The organism is Clostridium sp. AM28-20LB (assembly GCF_003480665.1).
Classification (GTDB): Bacteria; Bacillota; Clostridia; order Lachnospirales; family Lachnospiraceae; genus Otoolea; species Otoolea fessa.
In genome coordinates, this window is the sequence record NZ_QUJN01000002.1 from 440,122 (window position 1) to 461,346 (window position 21,225).

The 21,225-nt window shown below is 50.3% G+C and carries 20 protein-coding genes; 19 read left to right on the top strand and 1 reads right to left on the bottom strand.

Annotation, left to right across the window (positions count from 1 at the left end; translation table 11 throughout):
- Nucleotide 1 precedes the first annotated feature (1 nt).
- From DW739_RS15125 to DW739_RS06990, 12 genes are all read left to right on the top strand, one after another.
- A complete protein-coding gene (locus tag DW739_RS15125; protein ID WP_243022403.1) occupies nucleotides 2–274 on the top strand; it encodes a hypothetical protein in 273 nt (90 codons plus the stop codon).
- Nucleotides 275–586: 312 nt separating this feature from the next.
- Nucleotides 587–1,126 carry a histidine phosphatase family protein gene (locus DW739_RS06945; RefSeq protein ID WP_118469243.1) on the top strand — a complete coding sequence of 180 codons (540 nt, stop codon included), beginning with the start codon at nucleotides 587–589 and terminating at the stop codon, nucleotides 1,124–1,126.
- A gap of 162 nt (nucleotides 1,127–1,288) precedes the next feature.
- Nucleotides 1,289–1,957 carry an aspartate/glutamate racemase family protein gene (locus DW739_RS06950; RefSeq protein WP_118742821.1) on the top strand — a complete coding sequence of 223 codons (669 nt, stop codon included), beginning with the start codon at nucleotides 1,289–1,291 and terminating at the stop codon, nucleotides 1,955–1,957.
- A gap of 240 nt (nucleotides 1,958–2,197) precedes the next feature.
- On the top strand, nucleotides 2,198–2,335 hold the full coding sequence (locus tag DW739_RS14885) for a hypothetical protein (protein ID WP_181986263.1): 138 nt from the start codon (nucleotides 2,198–2,200) through the stop codon (nucleotides 2,333–2,335).
- A 4-nt stretch (nucleotides 2,336–2,339) separates the two neighbouring features.
- Nucleotides 2,340–3,683, top strand: a complete 1,344-nt coding sequence (locus DW739_RS06955) for an MATE family efflux transporter (RefSeq protein ID WP_118742822.1) — start codon at nucleotides 2,340–2,342, stop codon at nucleotides 3,681–3,683.
- A 134-nt stretch (nucleotides 3,684–3,817) separates the two neighbouring features.
- Nucleotides 3,818–4,207 (top strand): prepilin-type N-terminal cleavage/methylation domain-containing protein, encoded by a 390-nt coding sequence (locus DW739_RS06960; protein WP_118742823.1) that lies wholly within the window; start codon nucleotides 3,818–3,820, stop codon nucleotides 4,205–4,207.
- Nucleotides 4,208–4,521: 314 nt separating this feature from the next.
- Complete coding sequence (locus tag DW739_RS06965; RefSeq protein ID WP_118695750.1) at nucleotides 4,522–5,370, top strand: DNA adenine methylase; 849 nt, start codon at nucleotides 4,522–4,524, stop codon at nucleotides 5,368–5,370.
- The gene (locus DW739_RS06970) at nucleotides 5,357–6,646 is read left to right on the top strand and encodes a hypothetical protein (RefSeq protein ID WP_118742824.1); all 1,290 of its coding nucleotides are present in this window, start codon (nucleotides 5,357–5,359) and stop codon (nucleotides 6,644–6,646) included. Before DW739_RS06965 ends, DW739_RS06970 begins: the two co-directional genes overlap by 14 nt.
- A gap of 117 nt (nucleotides 6,647–6,763) precedes the next feature.
- Nucleotides 6,764–8,116, top strand: a complete 1,353-nt coding sequence (locus tag DW739_RS06975) for an MATE family efflux transporter (RefSeq protein ID WP_118672546.1) — start codon at nucleotides 6,764–6,766, stop codon at nucleotides 8,114–8,116.
- Between the two features lie 23 nt (nucleotides 8,117–8,139).
- Entirely contained in the window at nucleotides 8,140–8,694 is a 555-nt protein-coding gene (locus DW739_RS06980; RefSeq protein WP_333491420.1) for a phosphatase PAP2 family protein, read from the top strand.
- Between the two features lie 477 nt (nucleotides 8,695–9,171).
- Nucleotides 9,172–10,839, top strand: coding sequence for a 2-isopropylmalate synthase (gene leuA, locus DW739_RS06985; RefSeq protein WP_118471458.1), 1,668 nt, complete (start codon nucleotides 9,172–9,174; stop codon nucleotides 10,837–10,839).
- A gap of 256 nt (nucleotides 10,840–11,095) precedes the next feature.
- Nucleotides 11,096–12,295, top strand: coding sequence for an amidohydrolase family protein (locus DW739_RS06990; protein WP_118742825.1), 1,200 nt, complete (start codon nucleotides 11,096–11,098; stop codon nucleotides 12,293–12,295).
- A gap of 139 nt (nucleotides 12,296–12,434) precedes the next feature.
- On the opposite strand, the gene DW739_RS06995 is transcribed toward DW739_RS06990, so the two are convergent.
- Nucleotides 12,435–13,028 carry a cupin domain-containing protein gene (locus tag DW739_RS06995; RefSeq protein WP_118471454.1) on the bottom strand — a complete coding sequence of 198 codons (594 nt, stop codon included), beginning with the start codon at nucleotides 13,026–13,028 and terminating at the stop codon, nucleotides 12,435–12,437.
- Nucleotides 13,029–13,274: 246 nt separating this feature from the next.
- Between DW739_RS06995 and DW739_RS07000 the strand changes: the two genes are divergently transcribed.
- From DW739_RS07000 to DW739_RS07035, 7 genes are all read left to right on the top strand, one after another.
- Nucleotides 13,275–14,081: a threonine/serine exporter family protein gene (locus tag DW739_RS07000; RefSeq protein ID WP_117796850.1), complete on the top strand. Its 807-nt coding sequence runs from the start codon at nucleotides 13,275–13,277 to the stop codon at nucleotides 14,079–14,081.
- The gene (locus DW739_RS07005) at nucleotides 14,081–14,563 is read left to right on the top strand and encodes a threonine/serine exporter family protein (protein ID WP_242995817.1); all 483 of its coding nucleotides are present in this window, start codon (nucleotides 14,081–14,083) and stop codon (nucleotides 14,561–14,563) included. The genes DW739_RS07000 and DW739_RS07005 overlap by 1 nt, the downstream gene beginning before the upstream one ends.
- A gap of 119 nt (nucleotides 14,564–14,682) precedes the next feature.
- Entirely contained in the window at nucleotides 14,683–15,543 is an 861-nt protein-coding gene (locus DW739_RS07010; RefSeq protein ID WP_022360039.1) for a LicD family protein, read from the top strand.
- Complete coding sequence (locus tag DW739_RS07015) at nucleotides 15,543–16,826, top strand: lipopolysaccharide biosynthesis protein (protein WP_347560986.1); 1,284 nt, start codon at nucleotides 15,543–15,545, stop codon at nucleotides 16,824–16,826. Before DW739_RS07010 ends, DW739_RS07015 begins: the two co-directional genes overlap by 1 nt.
- A 196-nt stretch (nucleotides 16,827–17,022) precedes the next feature.
- A complete protein-coding gene (locus DW739_RS07025) occupies nucleotides 17,023–18,114 on the top strand; it encodes an aminotransferase class V-fold PLP-dependent enzyme (protein WP_117796851.1) in 1,092 nt (363 codons plus the stop codon).
- Nucleotides 18,111–18,830, top strand: a complete 720-nt coding sequence (locus tag DW739_RS07030; protein WP_118742826.1) for a phosphocholine cytidylyltransferase family protein — start codon at nucleotides 18,111–18,113, stop codon at nucleotides 18,828–18,830. Before DW739_RS07025 ends, DW739_RS07030 begins: the two co-directional genes overlap by 4 nt.
- 128 nt (nucleotides 18,831–18,958) lie before the next feature.
- Complete coding sequence (locus DW739_RS07035) at nucleotides 18,959–21,019, top strand: DUF2142 domain-containing protein (RefSeq protein ID WP_118742827.1); 2,061 nt, start codon at nucleotides 18,959–18,961, stop codon at nucleotides 21,017–21,019.
- Nucleotides 21,020–21,225: the final 206 nt, after the last annotated feature.

The window sequence follows — 21,225 nt, forward strand, 5'->3', positions numbered from 1 at the left end:
TGTGGTCTATTCAACAAAGACCACGGCAATTATCGAGCATATTATTTACGATGAGATGGATGACCATTACGGCGCAGAGCTGGAATATCCCTGGAATGACTGGAAAGCTGTGCTGAGGCGCAACGACAATAATAAATGGTATGGTGTGGTTCTGAAAGTATCTGCTGATAAGTTGGGGGAGTCGGAAGCAGCCGGCATTGATCTAGGGCTGCCGTTCGAGGAAAAACGAAGGGTTTTCGAGGGAGGCAAGTCAAATGGAAGACGTTCGACTTGAATTATTCATTAGTTCTTGATAAGTAACCATTCGGTAATCATAGCGTAGTTATCGAATGGTTACTTTAATGAAGAAAATAATTATGGCAGAAGGCACAAAGAAACGGATTTTGAGAACAGCACTGGAACTGTTTGCGCATACGTGCCCAGTAAAGGATAGAGTTGTATCTTAACCTGAGTATAGTTATAATACAATTATGACAGCTGCTTTCCCAGGATTATCAATGACGAAAATGATGTATGACGATGATAGGCAGCAGGGAATTTCCTGGGTATAAAAAAGCTTGCGAAGCTAATGAGAAGGGATGACATCATGGGACATTTTTATTTTGTAAGACACGGACAGACTGTGTGGAATGTGGAGAATAAAATCTGCGGAGCAACAGACAGTCCGTTGACGGAGCATGGACGGCAGCAGGCGGCTGAAACCGGGAAAAATATTGTAGAAAGCGGAATCAAGGCAGATGAAATTCTCTATTCACCCCTTAGCCGTGCAGCAGATACAGCAAAAATTATTTCTGAAATGAGCGGGATTCCCTGTAGGGAAGAACCAAGACTCATAGAGCAGAACTTTGGAAAATGGGAGTCTACGCCGAGAGACGGCAAAGAGTTTAAGATGGCGAAAGCGTCATTTGCCTGCCGATATGAAGGGGGAGAATCCATGCTGCAGCTTGCACAGCGTATCTATAATCTGCTGGATGAGATAAAACAGGAGTCTGACCATAAGACATACATTCTGGTGGCACACAATGGAATTTCAAGGATGATTCAGTCTTATTTTACGGATATGACTAATGAAGAATTTGCATCCTTTGGCGTAAAAAACTGCCAGGTGGTGCGGTATGACTTCTAATATGTATGACCTTTCCGGTCAGGCTGCGCTCTCGACCAAGGGATATCGTTTGGAATTATGGAGAATGGAGTTTTCCAGATTTAAGGAGATATTCCAATTGCTGCCTGAGTATTTTGCTCATGAAATTATTTTTAGGAAACCAAGAGAGAAGGAACGTATAATATGAAAACTTATAAAGTTGGTCTGATTCGGGTGCTGACCACAGAGGACGAGGAATTGCTGCAGCTGCATGGAAAGCTGATAGAATCGTATTTCCCTATGTTCCAGGTGGTGTCACGATGTATTCCGGAACAACCGGAGGGAATTCATGACGATGAAACATTCGCTGTAGGTGTACCTAAGGTGGTGAATCTTGCAGTGGAACTGTGGAAGGAAGGCTGTCAGGCTATTATTATCAGCTGTGCCGGTGACCCGGGAGTTCCGGAGGCAAGACAGGCCGTACCGATTCCGGTTATAGGAGCGGGAGCCAGTACTGCAGCGTTGAGTCTGTTTTTTGGCAGTCATCCGGCTGTGTTGGGGATTACTGAAGATGTACCGTCAGGATATCAGCGGATATTCGGTGATCGGATTGTAGACAATGCAAAGGGAGATGGGGTAGAAAATGTCCTGGATTTGATGACAGACAGAGGATATGAAGCCACCATGAAAGCAGCGGCTGCGCAGAAAGAGATGGGGGCCGATGTGATTGCCCTTAGCTGTACAGGAATGTCCAGTATCCGTATTGCTCCCTCCATCGAAAAGACAGTAGGAATTCCGGTTCTGGATCCTGTTTTGTGTGAGGGACTGCTGACATTGTTTGAGCTATTGAGAAGAGAAAATATGGAGGATTAGGAGTTAGAATTAGGAAGCTTCGTCTATACTAAAATATAGGCGGAGCTTTTTTGTGTATAATGATTGTATCTTAAATGGAAGATCGATTATAATATAAATAGACAGAAAAACTGGCGGTTTATATAAATATTATGCTGGGTACACATACATTCCCAGCAGCTGCTGAACACAGTAAAAGGCAATGGAGGCACCGGATAACCATAGCTGCAACTGTGGCGCAGAAAGTGAATGAGTGAAATTATGAAACGAATTAACAATGTTATGCCAATTATTTCTGGACCCTGTTTTGGTTTTGCCGGAATTTTTGCACACGAATTACGGATCGCACTTGCTAAGTTCGTGCTTTTGGGTAAAAAGCAGGAAGTTGTGGAGGAATAGGATCATGTCAAAAGATGAGTATTTGATTACCGATGCGCCGCTGAAAGCGTTGACGGTTTTTGCAATGCCGATGATTCTCGGCAGTTTTTTTCAGCAGGTATACAATATGGCGGACTCCATTATCGTCGGCCAGTTTGTGGGTTCCTCCGCACTGGCGGCGGTTGGCGCCTGTGCAGCGCTGACGAATGTTTTCATTTGTGTGGCACTGGGGGCCGGTGCTGGTGCAGGTGTGCTTGTGAGCCGCTATTTCGGTGCCAAAGAGTATGGAAAAATGAAAACGATTGTGTCTACATCACTGATTAGCTTTTTGCTGCTGAGCATCATCCTTGGTGTCTTTGGCTTTTGTTTTTCCCATGCGATGATGAGCGGATTACAGACTCCTGCCGATATTCTGGAGGAAGCAGTGCTGTACCTGCGGGTCTATTTTGTGGGCTTTCCGTTTTTGTTCATGTACAATATTCTCTCTACCATGTTCACTTCCATCGGTGAATCAAAAATTCCGTTGGGACTGCTGATCTTTTCATCAATCCTGAATATTGTAATGGATCTTTGGATGGTAGCCGGTCTGGGACTTGGCGTGTTCGGTGCGGCGCTTGCAACTTTGATCGCACAGGGCATTTCGGCTGTGTTTTCACTTTTGATTTTTTTTAACCGGATGCGGCGGTATAAGAGTATCTTTGCCTGGTTTGAGGGACAGGAGCTGCGCTCGATGCTTCGGATTGCTGTTCCGTCGGTTCTTCAGCAGTCTACCGTATCCATCGGTATGATGATCGTACAGGCGGTGGTAAATCCTTTTGGCACACAGGCACTCGCCGGATACGCGGCAACGATGCGTGTGGAGAATGTTTTTTCCCTGATTTTTGTGTCCATCGGCAATGCGGTTTCCCCATTTGTTTCCCAGAATCTTGGCGCAAAAAAAACCCAGCGCATCAAAAAAGGCTACCACGCAGCATTGGTGCTGGATGTGTGTTTTGCGGCGCTTGCTTTCCTTGTCATTGAAACGCTGCACACACAGATTTCCGCACTGTTCCTTGGAAAAGACGGAACCGCCCTGGCTTATCAGGTGTCTGGGGATTATATGAGATGGCTTGGTTACTTCTTTATCTTTATGGGAATTAAAATGGCGACCGATGGAGTCCTTCGCGGACTCGGAATCATGCGGCCATTCCTCGTTGCCAACATGGTAAACCTTGCGATCCGCCTGTCCGTGGCATTGATCGGTGCACCACGTTTTGGCATTGATTTTGTTTGGCTTGCCGTGCCGGCAGGATGGCTTGCCAACTTTTTGGTGTCCTATGCGGCACTGAGAAAATCCTGGCCGGCTGAGAAAGTGGAGTCATCCCGATAAATTTGGATGTACTGAAAGGAAATACATACTTTTGCCTTGTTTGATTTATGAATATCGATTTTGTTAAAAATATGTATTTGCATTAGAGAAAAAACGGGTATAATAACATAAACTGACAGAAGGAGAAATTTGTGATGAAGAGACGGGAAGGTTTTACACTGGTTGAGCTATTGATAGTGGTTGTTATTATTGGAATACTGGTATCAATTTCAATTCCGATTTTTACGGCACAGATGCACAAGGCGAAGGTGGCGGCAGACTGGGCGAATCTCAGGGCATATTATGCGGAAATACAGGCAGATTATATGTCTACCCAGCAGTGGAATCCGAAGGTTAAACGTTGGGGTATAGAGACAACTGACATGAGTTCGGTGACTTTTTTAGATGGGCATAAGGCTGAGATGAAGGCTGGAACATGTGCAGTTTCTTTTGCTGATAAGGAAGGATATCAAATTGTGTATGATTGTAAGAAAGGACATCCAGAATGTAGCTTAGGTTTGGGGGTAAAGCACACTAGTCCATGATATAGTATTGAGAATACATAAGGAATTTACGCAGAAAGCGTAAATTCTGTGCATCGCGAAGCGTGTTACTGAGAACGCAGTGAACAGTAACAAATTAATAGTAAAGTGGATAACATCTACTTCTAATGCTGGACATCCACCCCAAAGTCAAGTATAATAAACTAGAACAGTTGTACGATTATAATAAACGGGTAATCAGAGCACAAGCGGACATCTGATTTCCCGTTTTTGTGTTGCAATGTATCCGGAAGAAGCTGCCGGCGGCAGGTTCTGTAGGTGAATAGAAAGACAAACAGAAGGAGGTACCCTATCCGATGTCAAGAAAAAATCCGTTCGTCATGCCCATCCTCAAATGGGTAGGCGGCAAACGGCAGCTGCTGGACAGCATCAATCCGCTGATCCCGGAATGTTCGACCTATTATGAGCCGTTTATCGGGGGCGGTGCGGTGCTCTTTGGGAGACAACCGAACAAGGCGGTGATCAATGACTCCAACGAAGAGCTGATCAATGTATACCGGATGATCAAGGAAGAGCCGGAAGCGTTGATTGCGGCGCTGAGCGCCCATAAGGAACAGAATTGCGAGGAGTATTATTATACGGTGCGGGCGTGGGATCGCGACAAGGAGACGTATCAGACGCGGACCAACGTCGATCGGGCAGCGCGGATCATTTACCTGAACAAGACCTGCTACAACGGCCTGTTCCGCGTCAACAGCTCCGGCGAGTTCAATTCTCCGTGGGGCAGATATAAGAATCCGAATATCACGAACGAGGCGACTATCCATGCGCTGAATGCGTATTTAAATAAAGCAAACATCACGATCAAATGCGGCGATTACCGCGAGGCGTTAAAGGGCATCCGGAAGGGCGCGTTCGTCTATTTTGACCCGCCTTATATGCCGATCAGCTCATCGGCGTCGTTCACGGGCTACACCGCGGGCGGCTTCGGGGAGGAAGAGCAGATCGCATTAAAAGAGCAGTGTGACATGTTGAATGCAAAGGGCATCAAGTTCCTGCTTTCCAATTCGTCCTGCGAATTTATCGAGGATTTATATAAAGATTACATCATCGACCACGTGGATGCCAAGCGCGCGATCAACGTGAAACCGGAGAAGCGCGGAGAGATTCAGGAAGTTCTGGTACGCAATTATGAGCTTGATTGATGATAAATGGAGAATTTTATTTGATAAATACCGGATTGAGCGGGAAATTGAGAAACATGGGCGGTTTTACATCACCGCTGACCAGATCCGCGAAGTCAAGGAACCGCGTTTGATGACGAAATTTGACACGCGGGAATCCCTGCCGCGGGTGTTTGGAAAGAAGATTTCGATTCTTCCGGTGTCGCGCGGCGGCTATGTGCTGGGCGAGTTTGACTTGTATCAGGATTTTCCGGAGATTCCGTCCGATATCAAACGGGTGACGAGCGCGAAGATACCCGATTACTTTGAGTCGATCGACCTTCATGACATCCGCTCGGAAGCCAGCGCGATCAACGTTATGAGCATCACGGGGATTCTGGATGATTTTCTGGGCGAAGATCGCATGGTGCAGACGGTTTCGGGGCGGATGGGGTCTGGAAATTTTGAGTTTTATGTCAGCGACTATCAAAAATCAGAGCTGATTGAGAAAAAGCCGCTTATCCAGGTACAGAATTCGCAGGTCGAGATCGACGGCGGATTTGAAAATGAGAATGTATTTACGCTGATCGAGGGAAAAAACGTCGTCCACAGCAATTTTCTGATCCGGCAGCTCTATTATCCGGAGAGACTCTGGGCGGAGAAGATACACAAGCCGATCCGTCCGGTGTTTATGGTGTATTCGAATAATATTTTCCGCCTGCTGGAATATGAATTTACGGATCTGCGCTATTACAATTCGCTGCGGCTGGTACAGGAGCGAAATTACAGCTTAGAGGAAATCGAGATCACGCTGGATGATTTATACGATGTCTGGGCACGAACAGAGGTCAAGCCGGAACCGGCGGTTACCTTTATCCAGGCGGACAGCTTTTACAAGGTTATTTCACTGGTAGAACGGCTGAACGAGAATCCAATGACGGGCGGGGAGATCGCGCAGCTTTTTGGATTTAAGGAGCGACAGTCGGACTATTATTTCAACGCGTGCCGCTATCTGGGACTGGCGGAGAAGCAGACGGATGAGGACGGCGTGAAAGTGCATATCACGGCGATAGGAAGACGGCTTTTGAAACTGCCGTATAGGGCGCGCCAGCTCGAATACGTCCGCCTAATTCTGGAACACCCGATTTTCCACGATTTATTTGAAGCTGCTCTTCAGATCGGAGATGTTCCGGACAAGGAGTATGTTGCAAAGAAAATGCGGGAATACCAGGTCTGCGGGGAGAATCTGATCGTGCGAAGGTCAAGTTCAGTGCGGGCATGGCTGTACTGGATTCTGACGCTTGTGAACGAAGGGTAGAGAAATGGTGCGGGATTTCGTCTCAGATGCGGCGGTGTCCGTGCATATGATGCCTGACCGTTAGAAAAACAGACCATTTGGACAGAGAATAAAATATAGAAAGTTACAGGACGGCATATGGGCAGACAAGAGCAGACAAATCATCTTTTCAGCAACCGCGATCTGCGGATTCTTCTGGTTCCGCTGATCGTGGAGCAGATTTTAAACTCCCTGATGGGTACAGCGGACAGTATTATGGTCAGCAACGTGGGATCGGCGGCGATCTCGGCGGTTTCGCTGGTTGACTCCATCAATATTTTAGTGATACAGGCATTCTATGCGCTGGCGGCAGGCGGCACGATCGTCTGCTCCCAGTATATCGGACAGAAAGATAAGAAAAATGCGGAAGAATCTGCGAGACAGTTATCTTTTGTGGTGGCGTGCATCTCGTCGGCGGTCATGGCAGTCTGCCTTCTGACGCGCGGACCGCTGCTGCGGCTGATTTTCGGCAGCGTCGAGGCGGATGTCATGGAGGCAGCGCAGATCTATTTCTTCTACACGGCGCTTTCGTTCCCATTTATCGCCCTCTATGATGCTGGTTCCTCGATCTACCGGGCGCAGGGAAATACAAGGCTTCCGATGACGATCGCGGTCGTCTCTAACGGGTTAAATATCGCCGGAAATGCGGTACTTATCTGGGGCTTCCATCTTGGAGTTGCCGGTGCGGCGATTGCCACGCTCGGTTCCCGCGTTATCTCGGCAGTGGTGGTGTTCGCCTTTTTGCACAATCCCAGCCAGGAAATTGCGGTGCGTGACTATCTGCATATCCGTCCGGACGGACGCCGGATTATGCGGATTCTCTCATTGGGAATCCCAAACGGTATCGAAAATGCGATGTTCCAGTTTGGAAAGCTTGCGATTCAGTCAACCGTCTCGACCCTCGGGACGATCGCGATCGCAGCCCAGGCGATGACGAATATTCTGGAAAACTTAAACGGCATCGCGGCGATCGGTATCGGAATCGGCATGATGACGGTGGTCGGACAGTGTCTCGGCGCGGGGCGCAAGGATGAGGCGATCTATTATATCAAAAAATTGACGGCAGTGGCGGAGATCGTCATCATCGCAAGCTGTGCGCTCGTATTTCTGGCGACGAAACCGGTCACGATTCTGGGCGGCATGGAGCCGGAGAGTGCGAAGATGTGTCTCTACATGGTCGGATGGATTACGGTGGTAAAGCCGATCGTCTGGACGCTCGCATTTATTCCGGCATATGGAATGCGGGCTGCCGGGGATGTGAGGTTTTCGATGATTCTCTCCTGCATCAGTATGTGGGCGTTCCGGGTGACGCTGTGCATTTATCTCTGCCGCGTCCACGGCTTCGGACCGATCGCGGTGTGGATCGGCATGTTTACAGACTGGACGATCCGGGGCATCGTATTCACATTCCGCTTTATGGGTCGGAGATGGCTCGCGCATAAAGTTGTATAAAAAACAGAGGGAGCAAAATGAAAATGGAGTTACAAATACTGGATTGGATTCAGCAGATGCGGACGCCGGTGGGCGATGTCTGGATGGTGTTTATTTCGCGGCTTGGAAATGCAGGAATGATTTGGATTCTGTTTACATGCCTGCTGCTTATGATTCCGCGGACGAGAAGATGGGGAGCTGCGCTGGCGGTAGCGCTCTGTCTGGATGCGATCATCTGTAATATCTTACTAAAGCCTATGGTTTGCCGGATCCGTCCGTGCGATGTGAATCAGACAGTTCAGCTGATCATTGCCCGCCCGGCGGACTATTCCTTCCCGTCGGGGCATACGGCAGCTTCGTTTGCTGCGGTCGCGGCTCTGTACTTTGCCGGGGCGAAAAAATGGTGGAAAATCACGCTGCCTCTGGCGATCCTGATGGCGTTTTCAAGAATGTATTTATATGTGCATTACCCGACCGATGTTTTGGGCGGCATGATTGTGGGGTGCGCGGCGGGGTATTTTGGAAACCGGCTGGCGGCGCATCTGATACGGTCCTGGAGACAGAAGATGAAAAAACCAGAGGACAGAAAAAATAGATAATTTTATGTAAGAGATGCCAGAAGTTACTGGGCACGTATGCGTGTACAGTAATGCCAGAACACCTGTAATTGCCCCGTTTTTCTCTTGATATCCTTTATTTCCGATGGTATAATTTATAATCGAAATAATTTCTTTTATGATAGAAAAGGGATGATTATGATGGGGTTAGACCAGAATCAGTAATTTTATTCATTGTTAAAAGGTACGGCGTGATCTATCGACTCCAAAGCTTAGGATGATAGGAACTGCGTTTTTTGATGATGAGGTACCTGGAAAGCGACCAGGGGTAATGTGCTCTTGGAATCTTTCTGTGCTTGATTTTGTGAGATGATTTTTTTGTCAGTTGTGCCCAAATTTCTGAGGCGTTGGCGTTGCGTCCGCCTCTGAAATTCGGGTGCGGCTGGCGGAAAATCAGCCACAAAAGCAGGTGCAGAAAAGACTCCGAGAGTACATTATAGAGTGATGGAGGAGAAAGACATGTTAAATTACAAGAAATATAAGAGAGTTCCGGTGGTAGATTACCCGGAGCGTGAGTGGCCGAATAAAGAGATTGAGAAAGCGCCGATCTGGTGCAGCGTTGACCTGCGCGACGGCAACCAGGCACTGGTTGAGCCGATGGTCGTAGAGGAGAAGATTGAGATGTTCAACCTCCTGGTAAAACTTGGATTTAAAGAGATCGAGATTGGCTTCCCGGCAGCTTCCCAGATCGAGTACGATTTCCTGCGCCAGTTAGTAGAACGCAAGCTTATCCCGGACGACGTAGTTGTACAGGTTCTGACCCAGTGCCGCGAGCACCTGATCAAGAGAACCTTTGATGCCATCCAGGGTATTCCGAAGGCGATCGTACATATTTACAATTCGACTTCTACCTTACAGCGTGAGGTTGTATTCCATGCAGACCGCGAGGAAGTAAAGCAGATCGCGATCGATGGTACCCGCATGGTAAAGAAATATATGAAAGATTACGACGGAAAAGTAATCCTTGAGTACTCTCCGGAGAGCTTTACCGGAACCGAGCTTGATTTTGCACTGGATATCTGCACCGCTGTACAGGAAGAGTGGGGCGCAACCCCGGACAATAAGATCATCATCAACCTTCCGGCAACGGTTGAGATGACGACTCCGAACGTATACGCAGACCAGATCGAGTGGATGAACAGGCATTTTAAGAACCGTGACAGCATTATTTTAAGTATCCATCCGCACAATGACCGTGGTACCGGCATTGCAGCGACCGAGCTGGCTCTCTTGGCAGGTGCAGACCGTGTCGAGGGTACACTGCTTGGAAACGGCGAGCGTACTGGTAATATCGACATATTAAATATCGCTTACAATATGTTCTCGCAGGGTATCAACCCGGAGTTGAATCTGGAAAATGTAAAGGAGATCACCGAGGTTTGCGAGCGCTGCACAAAGATGACCGTTGATCCGAGACATCCGTATGCAGGCAAGCTGGTATTTACCGCATTTTCCGGTTCCCATCAGGATGCGATCAGCAAGGGTATGCAGGCGCTTCAGAAGAGAACCGATGGCATCTGGGAGGTTCCGTACCTGCCGATCGATCCGAGTGATATCGGACGCGAGTACGAGCCGGTTGTCCGCATCAACAGCCAGTCCGGCAAGGGCGGCGTAGCCTTCGTCATGGATTCCTTCTACGGATTCCGTCTTCCGAAGGGAATGCACAAAGAGTTTGCTGACATTATCCAGAAGATTGCAGAGAAGCAGGGCGAGGTAGCTCCGGAGCAGATCATGGACGAGTTCCGTGCAAACTACCTGGACAGAAAAGAGCCGATGCACTTCAAAAAATGCCAGATCACAGACAAGGAGTACGAGGGCGGCGCATTCGCAACCGTTGCAACTCTTACCTTTACCGCTCATGACACCGAGCGCACCGTTGAGGGCGTAGGTAACGGACCGATCGATGCGGTACAGAGAGCGATCGAGGAGGCACTTGGCATCGAGATCCGTGTTCTGGACTACAACGAGCATGCACTTCGTTCCGGTTCCGGCGCACAGGCAGCGTCCTACATCCATCTGATGGATGTAAAGAGCGGCCGGGCAACCTACGGTGTCGGCATCAGCTCTAACATTACGAGAGCATCTATCCGCGGTATCTTCAGTGCGGTAAACAGATTGTTCTACTAAAAAATAAAATGAATCAATTCAGAGTGACTGCTTGTGTGTGGACAGTCGCTGGTTTGGGCGGTATGCAGAAATGTGTGCCGCTCTTTTTCTGCTTGCCCATTTTTTTTAAAACAGGTTTCACCGGATACTCCGCATTCCAATATTGACAAGAACAAAATCCCGGTGTTACGATATAGAAAACTGAAAAACTGCGTGAAATGACGATATTCGACTGAAAATTTCATGCTTATGAAAAAGAGAAAGGAAGTCCGTGAAAATGATTCTAAGGGCAAAGTATTTAATTACCGGAGATGGCAGAACCTGCTTGCAGGATCAGGCGGTGTATCTGGATAAAGAGGGAAAAATCGGCTGGATAGGAGACGCTGCGGAAGCGGCGGGGCGCTACCCGGAAGAGATGGTAAAGGATTACGGCGAGGCGACGATCCTGCCGGGACTGTTTGATATGCATGTGCATTTCGGCTACTACTACAGCCAGCCGGATCTGGATAATTATGATGATTATATGGTGGCATACTATGCGCTGGAACAGGCGAAACAGTCGCTGCGGCTCGGCATTACGACGGTGCGCGATCTGTCCTGTCCGCCCAATCTGATGAAGCAGCTGCGTCTGGCAGGGCAGAAGGGGTATGTGACGGTTCCGCGAATCATCCATGCGGACGCAGGTATCTGCATGACCGGTGGACACGGACATCAGGATGGGGTCGAGGAGGCGGACAGCCCGTGGGGCGTGCGCGCCGCTATCCGAAGACAGCTGCGTGCGGGAGCTGACTGGGTCAAGATCCTGACGAGCAACCGTGGCGATATCCCGGAATTTACCCAGGAAGAGCTGGATGCAGCGGTCGATGAGGCGCACCGCCAGGGGGTGAAGATCGCGGTTCATTCGGGTACGCAGCCGTCGATTCAGATGTGTATTGACGCGGGATTTGACACGATCGAGCACGGAACCTTTTTAACAGAGGCGCAGGCGCGCCAGATGGCGAAAAAAGGAATCGCGTGGACGCCGACGATCACGGCGTACACGTATTTGTATGAGCAGACGAAGCAGATGATCGAGGCGGGTGTGGACATGGATAACCCGATTGCCGCCAGAGTCGTTCACGATCAGGCATTTTTCAAACCGGCGTTTGAGGCATACCGGGATAATTTTAAAAAGCTCTATGACACAGGGGTTACGGTGCTGGCAGGCAGCGATATGGTGCTTTACAAGGCACCGCCGCTTCCGATTCATCAGGAACTCGGCTATATGGTAGACTATGGAATCACGCCGATGGAGGCGATCCGCACGGCAACCTACAACGCGGCAAGCGTGCTTGGCATTGAGAACGAGACAGGCAGCCTGAAAGAAGGATTGGCTGGCGATTTGCTGATTGTAAAGGGGGATGTCTCAAAGAATATTCGTGCGCTGGATGATGTGCTGGAAGTGTATCTGGCAGGAAAAATGGTGTATACGGTGTAAAAGATATGAAAAAGCTGTCTTTTTCAGAAGTGCAGGAGTTTTTGTTTCCTGAGATGGGAAAACCAAAAAGAAAATAAAAACATCTTGAAATTCTAAAAGAGACAGCTTTTATTATGTTTCTATACCGCGCAGACTGTAATTAAAATACGACTTCATTCCCATGAACAAACGGATTCGGCGTGTGTACGGTCAGAATCTTAACGACACGGTTTGTGTTGTTGACCCAGTCATGCGGAGTCTGGGAGTGGATCTGGATACTGTCGCCCGGATTCAGGCAGTATTCGTTGCCGTCCAGATATACGGTCAGGATACCCTCCAGAACGTAGATAAATTCTTCACCGTCGTGCTGATTCATCTCAAGCTGGTTTTCAGAGCTTGTGGTAGCGGACGGCATCAGGTGGAAGATACGCGGAAGACAGGCGAATCCCTGTGCATTTCCATTGACCAGGTACTGTACGATCTGGGGGTTGATCTGGGAACAGTGCATGGCAAAACTCCGGCTGACCGGGGATTTCTCCTGATCGGCGGAGGAGTCAAAGAACGAAGACAGACTGACTCCGAGAATCGTAGCAAGCTTTGCCAGAGAGTCGATTGCGATCGAAGAGAGACCGCGCTCCAACTGGGAAAGAAAGCCGATGGACAGACCGGACTCTTCGCTGAGCTGTTTCAGTGTGTATTTTTTTGCGGTACGGAAGGCTTTCACCTTGGCACCGATGGTAACATTATGATCCATAGATATATCCCCCTTGCGGCATCATTCTTTAATATAATATATCCACTATACAGGATTTTCAGTGGAACGTCAACCAAAGGGGGAGTTGTGGCGGGCAAATTTAATTCAAAATGGAACGTTTTTTTTTGAAAAGGCTGAAATGGGCGGCAGATTTGGAAAAGTGAATCAGTGAGAGGATAGAAGAGGCAGGAGAATGGGATAGAGAAAACGGGTGGACAGAAAATAAAAAACAGGGGGAGAAACAGAATGAAGGAAATAGTACGTGCTTCGATCGAGGATTGTTCCCAGATCGAGCGATTCCGTTTGGTGACCCGTCTGGGAAATGCGATTCTTTCTAACGGCGGGGAGGTATTCCGGGCGGAGCAGGCGATGGAGTATGCGGCGCGGGCGCTGCGTCTTGAAGCATTTAATGCGTATGTGATTGCGAATGGAATTTTTTCAAATGTGGTGATTGACGGGCGGTTTTATTCCAGCCGTATCTGTTATGTGCCGCTGGCACCTACGATTCTATGCCGGGTGGATGCCTTAAATGATCTGTCGAGAAAGATTGCGGCGGGTAAATGCGGTCCTTATGAGATGCGGATGCGCCTTGAGCAGATTGAACAGATGAAAGTGCTCGAAAATCGGGGAAAGGTTCTGGCGGCAGGAATTGGAAGCGCTGGATTTTGTTACCTGTTCCAGGGCAGCCTGCGCGATACGGCGGCGGCATTTGTGGCGGGAGTGCTGCTGTATTTGTTCCTTTTATACGCAGCTCCGCGCTTTTCTTCGTCCCGGATGATGCAGACGATCATGACGAGCAGCGTGCTTGCATTGTGCTGTTGTTTGCTGTGCTGGATCGGGCTGGGAGAAAGCCTGGATCATGTCATGATCGGAGCTGTGTTCACGCTGGCGCCGGGTGTGCCGCTGACCAATTCGATCCGGAATTTTTTGGAAAATGATTATTTATCCGGTCTGATCCGTTTTGTAGACGCCTTTTTGACGGCGGGCTGTATTGCGATCGGAGTTGGTGTGGCACTGCGGTTCTGGATGTTTGCGATGGGAGGTATGCTCTGATGGAAATGACAGGGGAAATTCTGGGGCAGCTTCTGGCGGCCTGTGTCGGAACTGCCGCCTTTTCGGCACTGTTTGGAGTCCCGAAGAAGTATTGGCTGGACTGTGGTATCTGCGGTGCAGTCGGCTGGGGCGTGTATCTGGCGGTCATGGCAGCTTATCAGACGCCGATCATCGGGACCTTCGCGGCGAGCGCGGTCTTGACGATGCTGTCGCGCTGTCTGGCGATACAGCGGAAAGCGCCGACGATCCTCTTTCTGGTATGCGGCATCTTCCCGCTTGTGCCCGGAGCGGCGATCTACTATACCGCCTACAACTTCTTCATGGGACAGGAAGCGCTGGCGCTCCAGTATGGCATGGATACAATCAAGATGGCGATCGCAATCGGGCTGGGGATCGGAGCGGCATATTCGCTTCCGGGACATCTGTTTGGATGGAAGCGGGAGATAGAGGTGTGGGAACCTGGGAAAGAAGGTAAAAAGTAGCCGCGGTTTACTTTTCCTTTAAAATATAGTAGAATACCCTCGTACTATTAAGGAAAATATGATCGGCTGCGGCAGGAGTGGGGTATTCTGCGGGCTTGGTGGAGGGGACAGACATCGATATGGACAGTAAATTTTATGAGCCAGAAGTTCTGAAACAGCTGCAGGGAGAGATTTTGTCGATTCTGGATGATTTTATCCGGATCTGTGAAGACTATCATCTGGAATATTTCGGGATAGCCGGAACGGGAATCGGTGCGCTGCGGCACAAGGGATTTATTCCCTGGGACGATGATATCGATATTGCGATGCCGCGGCGAGATTTTGAGCACCTGCTCCGGATCGTGGAAAAGAAGATGAGCGACCGGTATCTGGTTCTCAATGCAGAGCGATATCCCAATTATCCGCTGATGACAACCCGTCTGGTGAAGAAGGGGACGGTGTTTGTCGAGGAGGTTATGAAGGATGTGGACTGTCCGTTCGGTATCTTTCTGGATCTGTATGTGCTTGACAATGTGGCGGACAACCCGGTTCTATATCAGATTCAGTCGTGGACGGCATGGTTCTGGAGTAAGCTGATGATTCTGCGGGCGATTCCGCGCCCGACGCTGCAGCAGCGGGGCATCAAGGCGAAGCTTATCTGGGCGGTCTGCGGGATGGTCTACAAGGCTATGAAGCTGCTCCATATCTCGCCTCAGTGGCTGCGGATGCGCTGTGAGCGGGTCTGCCGTAAATACAATAAATACCGGACACGCCGGATGGCATTTCTGCCGGACACAAGCCCATACTGGAATGTCGTGGACCGGACACGCTGTTATCCGCTCCGGAAGCTGGAATTTGAGGGCAGACGCATGAATTTTCCGGGAAATATCGAGGAAATGCTGACAAATATGTACGGCGATTTCATGCAGCTTCCGCCGGTTGAGAAGCGCAAAACACACACACCGAGCCGGCTGGAATTTTCAAAGGAAGAGATACTGTAGTGATAAAATATTTAGCGAACGCCCTGATTGGTGGAGACGGGCAGATTGAAAAACGAAATATGAGCTGGAATATGATAGGGAGCTTTCTCTATGCGCTGGCGTCCATGGTGCTGACGATCGCGGTCATCCAGATTGTCGGCGAGGATGAGGGCGGTATCTTCTCCTTTGCGTATTCTACATTTGGTCAGCATATGTTTATGGTGGCCTATTTTGGCATCCGCCCGTTCCAGATCACGGATACGAGGCGGCGGTTTACGTTTGGCGAATATCTGCGGCTGCGCCTGATGACCTGTGGTGCGGCGCTGGTGGCCGGGCTTTTTTATGTGACGGTGATCAACCGGGACTATGCCTTTGTCAAGGCGGCGACGGTATTTTTGATGGTAGCGTACAAGGTGATCGACGGTTTCGCGGACGCTTATGAGGCAGAATTTCAGCGTGACGGACGCCTGTATCTGACGGGCAAATCAAACGCATTCCGGACGGTTTTATCAGTCGGTGTCTTTTTGGGCTGTTTGAATGCGACCCATAACCTGGTCGGCTCCTGCCTGGCGGCAGTACTGGCGCAGCTGGCGGGCGTGTGCCTGTTTGATTTTTCGGTAATCGTTCATCTGCCGCAGGTGGACTGGGAGGTCCGCTCCGGACGTGTCGGGCTGTTGTTTAAAGAAAATGTAGTCCTGTTTTTATCGGTTATCCTGGATTTTTATATTTTTTCTGCCGCGAAATATGCGATCGAGGGCAATATGGCGGACAAGTATCAGGCGGTATTCGGTGCGATCTTCATGCCGACCAGCGTCATCAATCTGGTGGCAGGCTTCGTCATTCGCCCGTATATCACGAAACTCTCGGATCAGTGGGAGCGGAATGCGCTCCCGGAATTTGCCGGGACGGTAGGCCGGCTGGCGGCAATCATCGCGGCGCTTACGGTGCTGGCAGTCGGGGGTGCCTGGATTCTCGGAATCCCGGTTCTCTCAATATTATATCCGAAAATTGCGTACATGCTGCGGGAATGCCGTCTGGCGCTGGTGTTTATCATTCTAGGCGGTGCGTTCAATGCGTATGTGAATCTGTTTTATTATGCACTCATCATTATGCAGGAGCAGAAACGTATTTTTCTGGGTTATGTCGGTGTGACGGCAGCGGCGCTCCTTATTTCTTCGCCCTGCGTACGCGCGGCAGGACTGCTGGGCGGATCGCTTTCGTATCTGCTTTTGATGGCGGCATTGACTGCCTGCTTTGGACTGACGTCGCTTGTGATGTACCGGAGACGGGCACGTGGGATATAGAACTTGTTTAGAATGTACTCTCGGAGTCTTTCTGCACTTGCTTTTGTGGCTGATTTTCCGCCAGCCGCACCCGAATTTTATCAACGTACGCACCGCGTACGCCTCAGAAATTTGGGCACAACTGACAAAAAATCATCTCACAAAATCGAGCACAGAAAGATTTCGAGAGTACATTAGATAGATTTGGAGGAAATGTATGATTAATTTTGCGGTAGGACCGGTTCAGATGGACGAGGAAATCCGGGCGATCGGGGCGGAAGAAGTACCATATTTCCGCACACCGGAATTTTCTGCAATTATGAAGGAAAATGAGCGCCTGATGAAGCAGTTCACCGGGGCGCCCGAGGATGCACGGGCGGTTTTTCTGACAGGTTCGGGCACGGCGGCGATGGAAGCGGCAGTCATGAACCTTTTTACAGAGCGCGACCGCGTGCTGGTCGTAAACGGCGGCAGTTTTGGCGCGCGGTTTGCGAAAATTTGTGATATCCATGAAGTTCCTCACGAGGAGATCCGGCTGGAGAGCGGACGGGCACTTCGGGCAGAAGACCTGGCACCGTATGAGGGAAAAGGATTTACCGGATTTTTAGTCAATGTCCATGAGACTTCCACGGGCGTTCTCTATGATATGGAGCTGATTTCTGACTTTTGCAGACGAAACCAGCTGATTCTGGCGGTTGACGCGGTCAGCTCGTTTCTTGCCGATCCATTTTGGATGGGAAAATGGGGCGTTGATCTGGTGCTGACCGGTTCGCAGAAAGCGTTGGCACTTCCGCCGGGACTCTCAATTCTGGTGCTGGGGGCGCGTGCGATCGCGAGAGTGCAGGAGACGGCGGTCCGCTCGATGTATTTTGATCTGCGCGACTACCTGAAAAATGGCGAGCGGGGGCAGACGCCGTTTACACCAGCGGTCGGAGTGCTTTTACAGCTTCATAAACGGCTGACGATGATCGAGGAAAAAGGGCTTGCGGCAGAACAGGCACGGATCCGCTGTCAGGCGGAGGATTTCCGAAGCAAAATAAAAGATCTTCCGTTTGAGATCGTTTCCAATTCTCTCTCGGCGGCATTGACGCCGCTTCACCCGACGGGCGTGGACAAAGAGGGGAAAGCGGTCTCAGCGCATCGGATTTTTGAGATTTTGAAGGATGAATACGGCATCTGGATCTGCCCGAACGGCGGCGCGCTTGCCGACACGGTGTTCCGTGTCGGTCATATCGGCGCATTGACGCCGGAAGACAATGACAGCCTGATTGCGGCATGGAAAGATATGCAAAGGAGGGGACTTCTGTGAAAGTATTGATTCTGGCAGCGGGACGGGGAACCCGGATCTCGCGTTATCTGTCGGGAAAACCAAAATGTACGGTGGATATCGGCGGCGGGCAGTGCCTGATCGAGTACACGATTGACCTGCTTCATTCCCGCGGCATCCAGGATATCGGCATCGTGCTGGGCTATGAGGCGCAGGTGATCCGCGAGGTCTTGGCAGACAAGGGAGTTTCCTTTTTCTACAACCCGTTTTACGATGTGACAAACAGCATCGCGTCTGCATGGTTTGCGAAGGAGTTCCTGACAGGGGACGATCTGCTGATCATGAACGGTGACGTATACCTGGAGGAAAAATTGCTTGACCGGATCCTCGCGCAGGGCAGGAGCCCGGTGATGTTTGCGGACGAGAGCCGCCGGGAGACAGCGGATTATAAGTTCTTCTATGAAAATGGAATTTTGAAAAAATATGGAAAAGAGCTGACCGGGGATGATGTGACGGGCGAGTACATCGGAATCGGACGGTTTTCAGCGGCATTTATGCCGGAATTTATCTGCCGGATGGAGGAGATGATCGACCGCCAGGAGCACGGCGTCTGGTGGGAAAATGTTGTTTACAGCATGACCGGGCAGCAGCCGGTCTATGTCGAGGACGTCAGCGGGCATTTCTGGGCGGAGGTTGATTATATTGAGGATTATGAGCGCATCCTGGAACACAGGGGCGTGGAGAAGATAGTGCGCTAGAGCGCTTGATTTGAAAGACAAAACACGGTTCACGGGTAGGCGCTTTTGGAACCGAAAGTGCCGTAAGAAAACGTGGTGGCAGCAGAAATTTACCGAATTTAAACGGGAAAAATAAGGGAGAAGTACAGATGCAGTTTAACAGGCATTTTATCAATCGAATAGAGAAAAAAGATGTGCTGCGGCTGCTTCTGGCGCTTGTGGCAGTCTTTGTGATCGGTGTTCTGGGCGAGTTTGTCTGCAATTTCCCGGCGCTCCGGGCAAATGGATGGACGCGGCAGGCGACGCGGACGATCGCTCTGGACGAGGTGCAGGTGAGCGGATTTGAGCGGGTAGAGACAGAAAAGAACGGTTTGGGTGAAATCACCGGAGAGCCGGGGCAAACCATTGGAGAGAATAGGCGGCAGGTGGAAAATACAGAGGTGCTGCAGCTTTCGGATGCAAGCGGTTATCTCCATATTCCGCTGGACGGCAGCTATGTCAGCCAGTTTCTTTACCATTATGATTACGATGGTCTGTTAAATGCTACCGTCCGCCTCGGTTACCGCAACATCTACGGCGAGCAGCGGGAGCACAACGCAAAGATGGTCGTGGACCGCAACTGCCGGGTGCTGAAATTTTCTTCGGTTCCGGTGAATGGGAAGCTGGACTACGTGGATCTTCTGATTACGCGGGAGGATCTAGACGAAGAAGGGCTTTCCTACATGAATTTTGGCGGGATGCCGCTTGCACTGACCGGGTTTGCGACGGTGGCGCGGGCAGGTATCAACTGGTACCGGCTGGGACTTTTCTGGTGTGCGGCGGCGGTTTTGATCGCACTTCTCTGTTTCCGGGATTTCGTGGCAAAGCGCATCGAGGTTGGATTTCTGCTGATCTCCCTGACGTTTGGAACAATATTTTCACTGTCGCTCCCGGCAAATAAGGTGAGCTGGGATGAGGAAGTGCATTTCGCGCAGGCATTCTGGATGGCAAATTACCGGACGCCGGTGCAGGCGGAACCGGCGCTTTTACAGGAGTTTACGACGGGCGTAGATACCTGGCCGTACAATCAGCCGGAGAGTCGGGACGAGCAGGCGGCGCTCACTTCGTATCTGAATCAGAATGCGGGTTACCGGCACGGTGAACATCTCTGGAGTACGGATCTCAACAAAACGACGATGACCGGATATGTGGGTTCGGCGCTGGCGCTGAAAGCGGGAGGGCTGCTTCATATCCCATTTGGAATCCTGTATAAGCTGGGGAGGCTGGGAAATCTCTATGTCTATGCGGCAGTTTTGTATTTTGCCATCAAAAAGACACCGGTCGGCAAGGCGATCCTGGCATTTCTGGCGCTGATGCCCGAGCCGATGATGCTGGCGGGGGCATATTCCTATGACCCGACCGTCACGGCATTTTTGTGGCTGTCTTTCGCGGGCATTCTGGAAGCGGCGCTTGGCGGGCGGAAAATGGACTGGAAAGCGTATGCGCTTATCGTGCTTACCTTTGTCTGGGGCTGCCGCGTCAAGGCGGTATATGCGCCGCTAATTCTTCTGGGACTGATGATTCCGGCAGAAAAGTTCCGTTCTAAACGGGAAATGTACCTGATGAAGGGTGGATTTATCGTGATCTGCGGTCTGATGATGTTATCCTTCATCCTGCCGGTTCTGATCGCGCCGCGCGATATCGGGGATACGAGAGGTGACAGCACCAGCGAGAAAGGGCAGATGGCGTACATTCTGGGACAGCCGCTTGCCTACGCGTGGGTGCTGATCTGCAACCTGTTCCGGACGCTTCCGTCCTATGTGCTGGGCGAAAATTCCCTGGGACTTCTGGGACACACGGGAACGATGTCATTTCCGTGGGCGCTGTACGCCGGTTCGGCGGCCGTTATCCTCACAGCCGGGCAGCCATCTTGTGGAAAACGTCTGTCAAAAAAACAGAAGCTGTGGATATTTATACTCTGCGCGGGAACGGCAGTGCTGGTCTGGACTTCGATGTACATTGCATTCACCAGACCGGGTAATACCTATATCGACGGCGTACAGGGGCGCTATTACCTGCCATTTCTGCCGCTTGTCTGGTTGGTTTTAAACCCGGATCGGGTAATGGTGCGGATGGAGAATAAAAACTATCATGCGCTGGTGTTAGGGGCGGCGGCGCTGATTCTGGCGGCAACGGTTTATCTGGATATCTGGATGAAGTTCTGCCGGTAAGCATAAGCAAGCTAGAAGAAGGCAAAGGTTACTGTATACGGGTAGGCACTTTTGGAACCGAAAGTGCCGTAAGAAAACGTGGTGGTAGCAGGAATTTGCCGTATTTAAATGCGAAGCCACGGCAAATTCCGTTACTGGGCACGTATGCGTGAACAGTAACAGGCAAAGATGTTTGAAACGTTAAAATCGATCATAAGTCTGGTAAA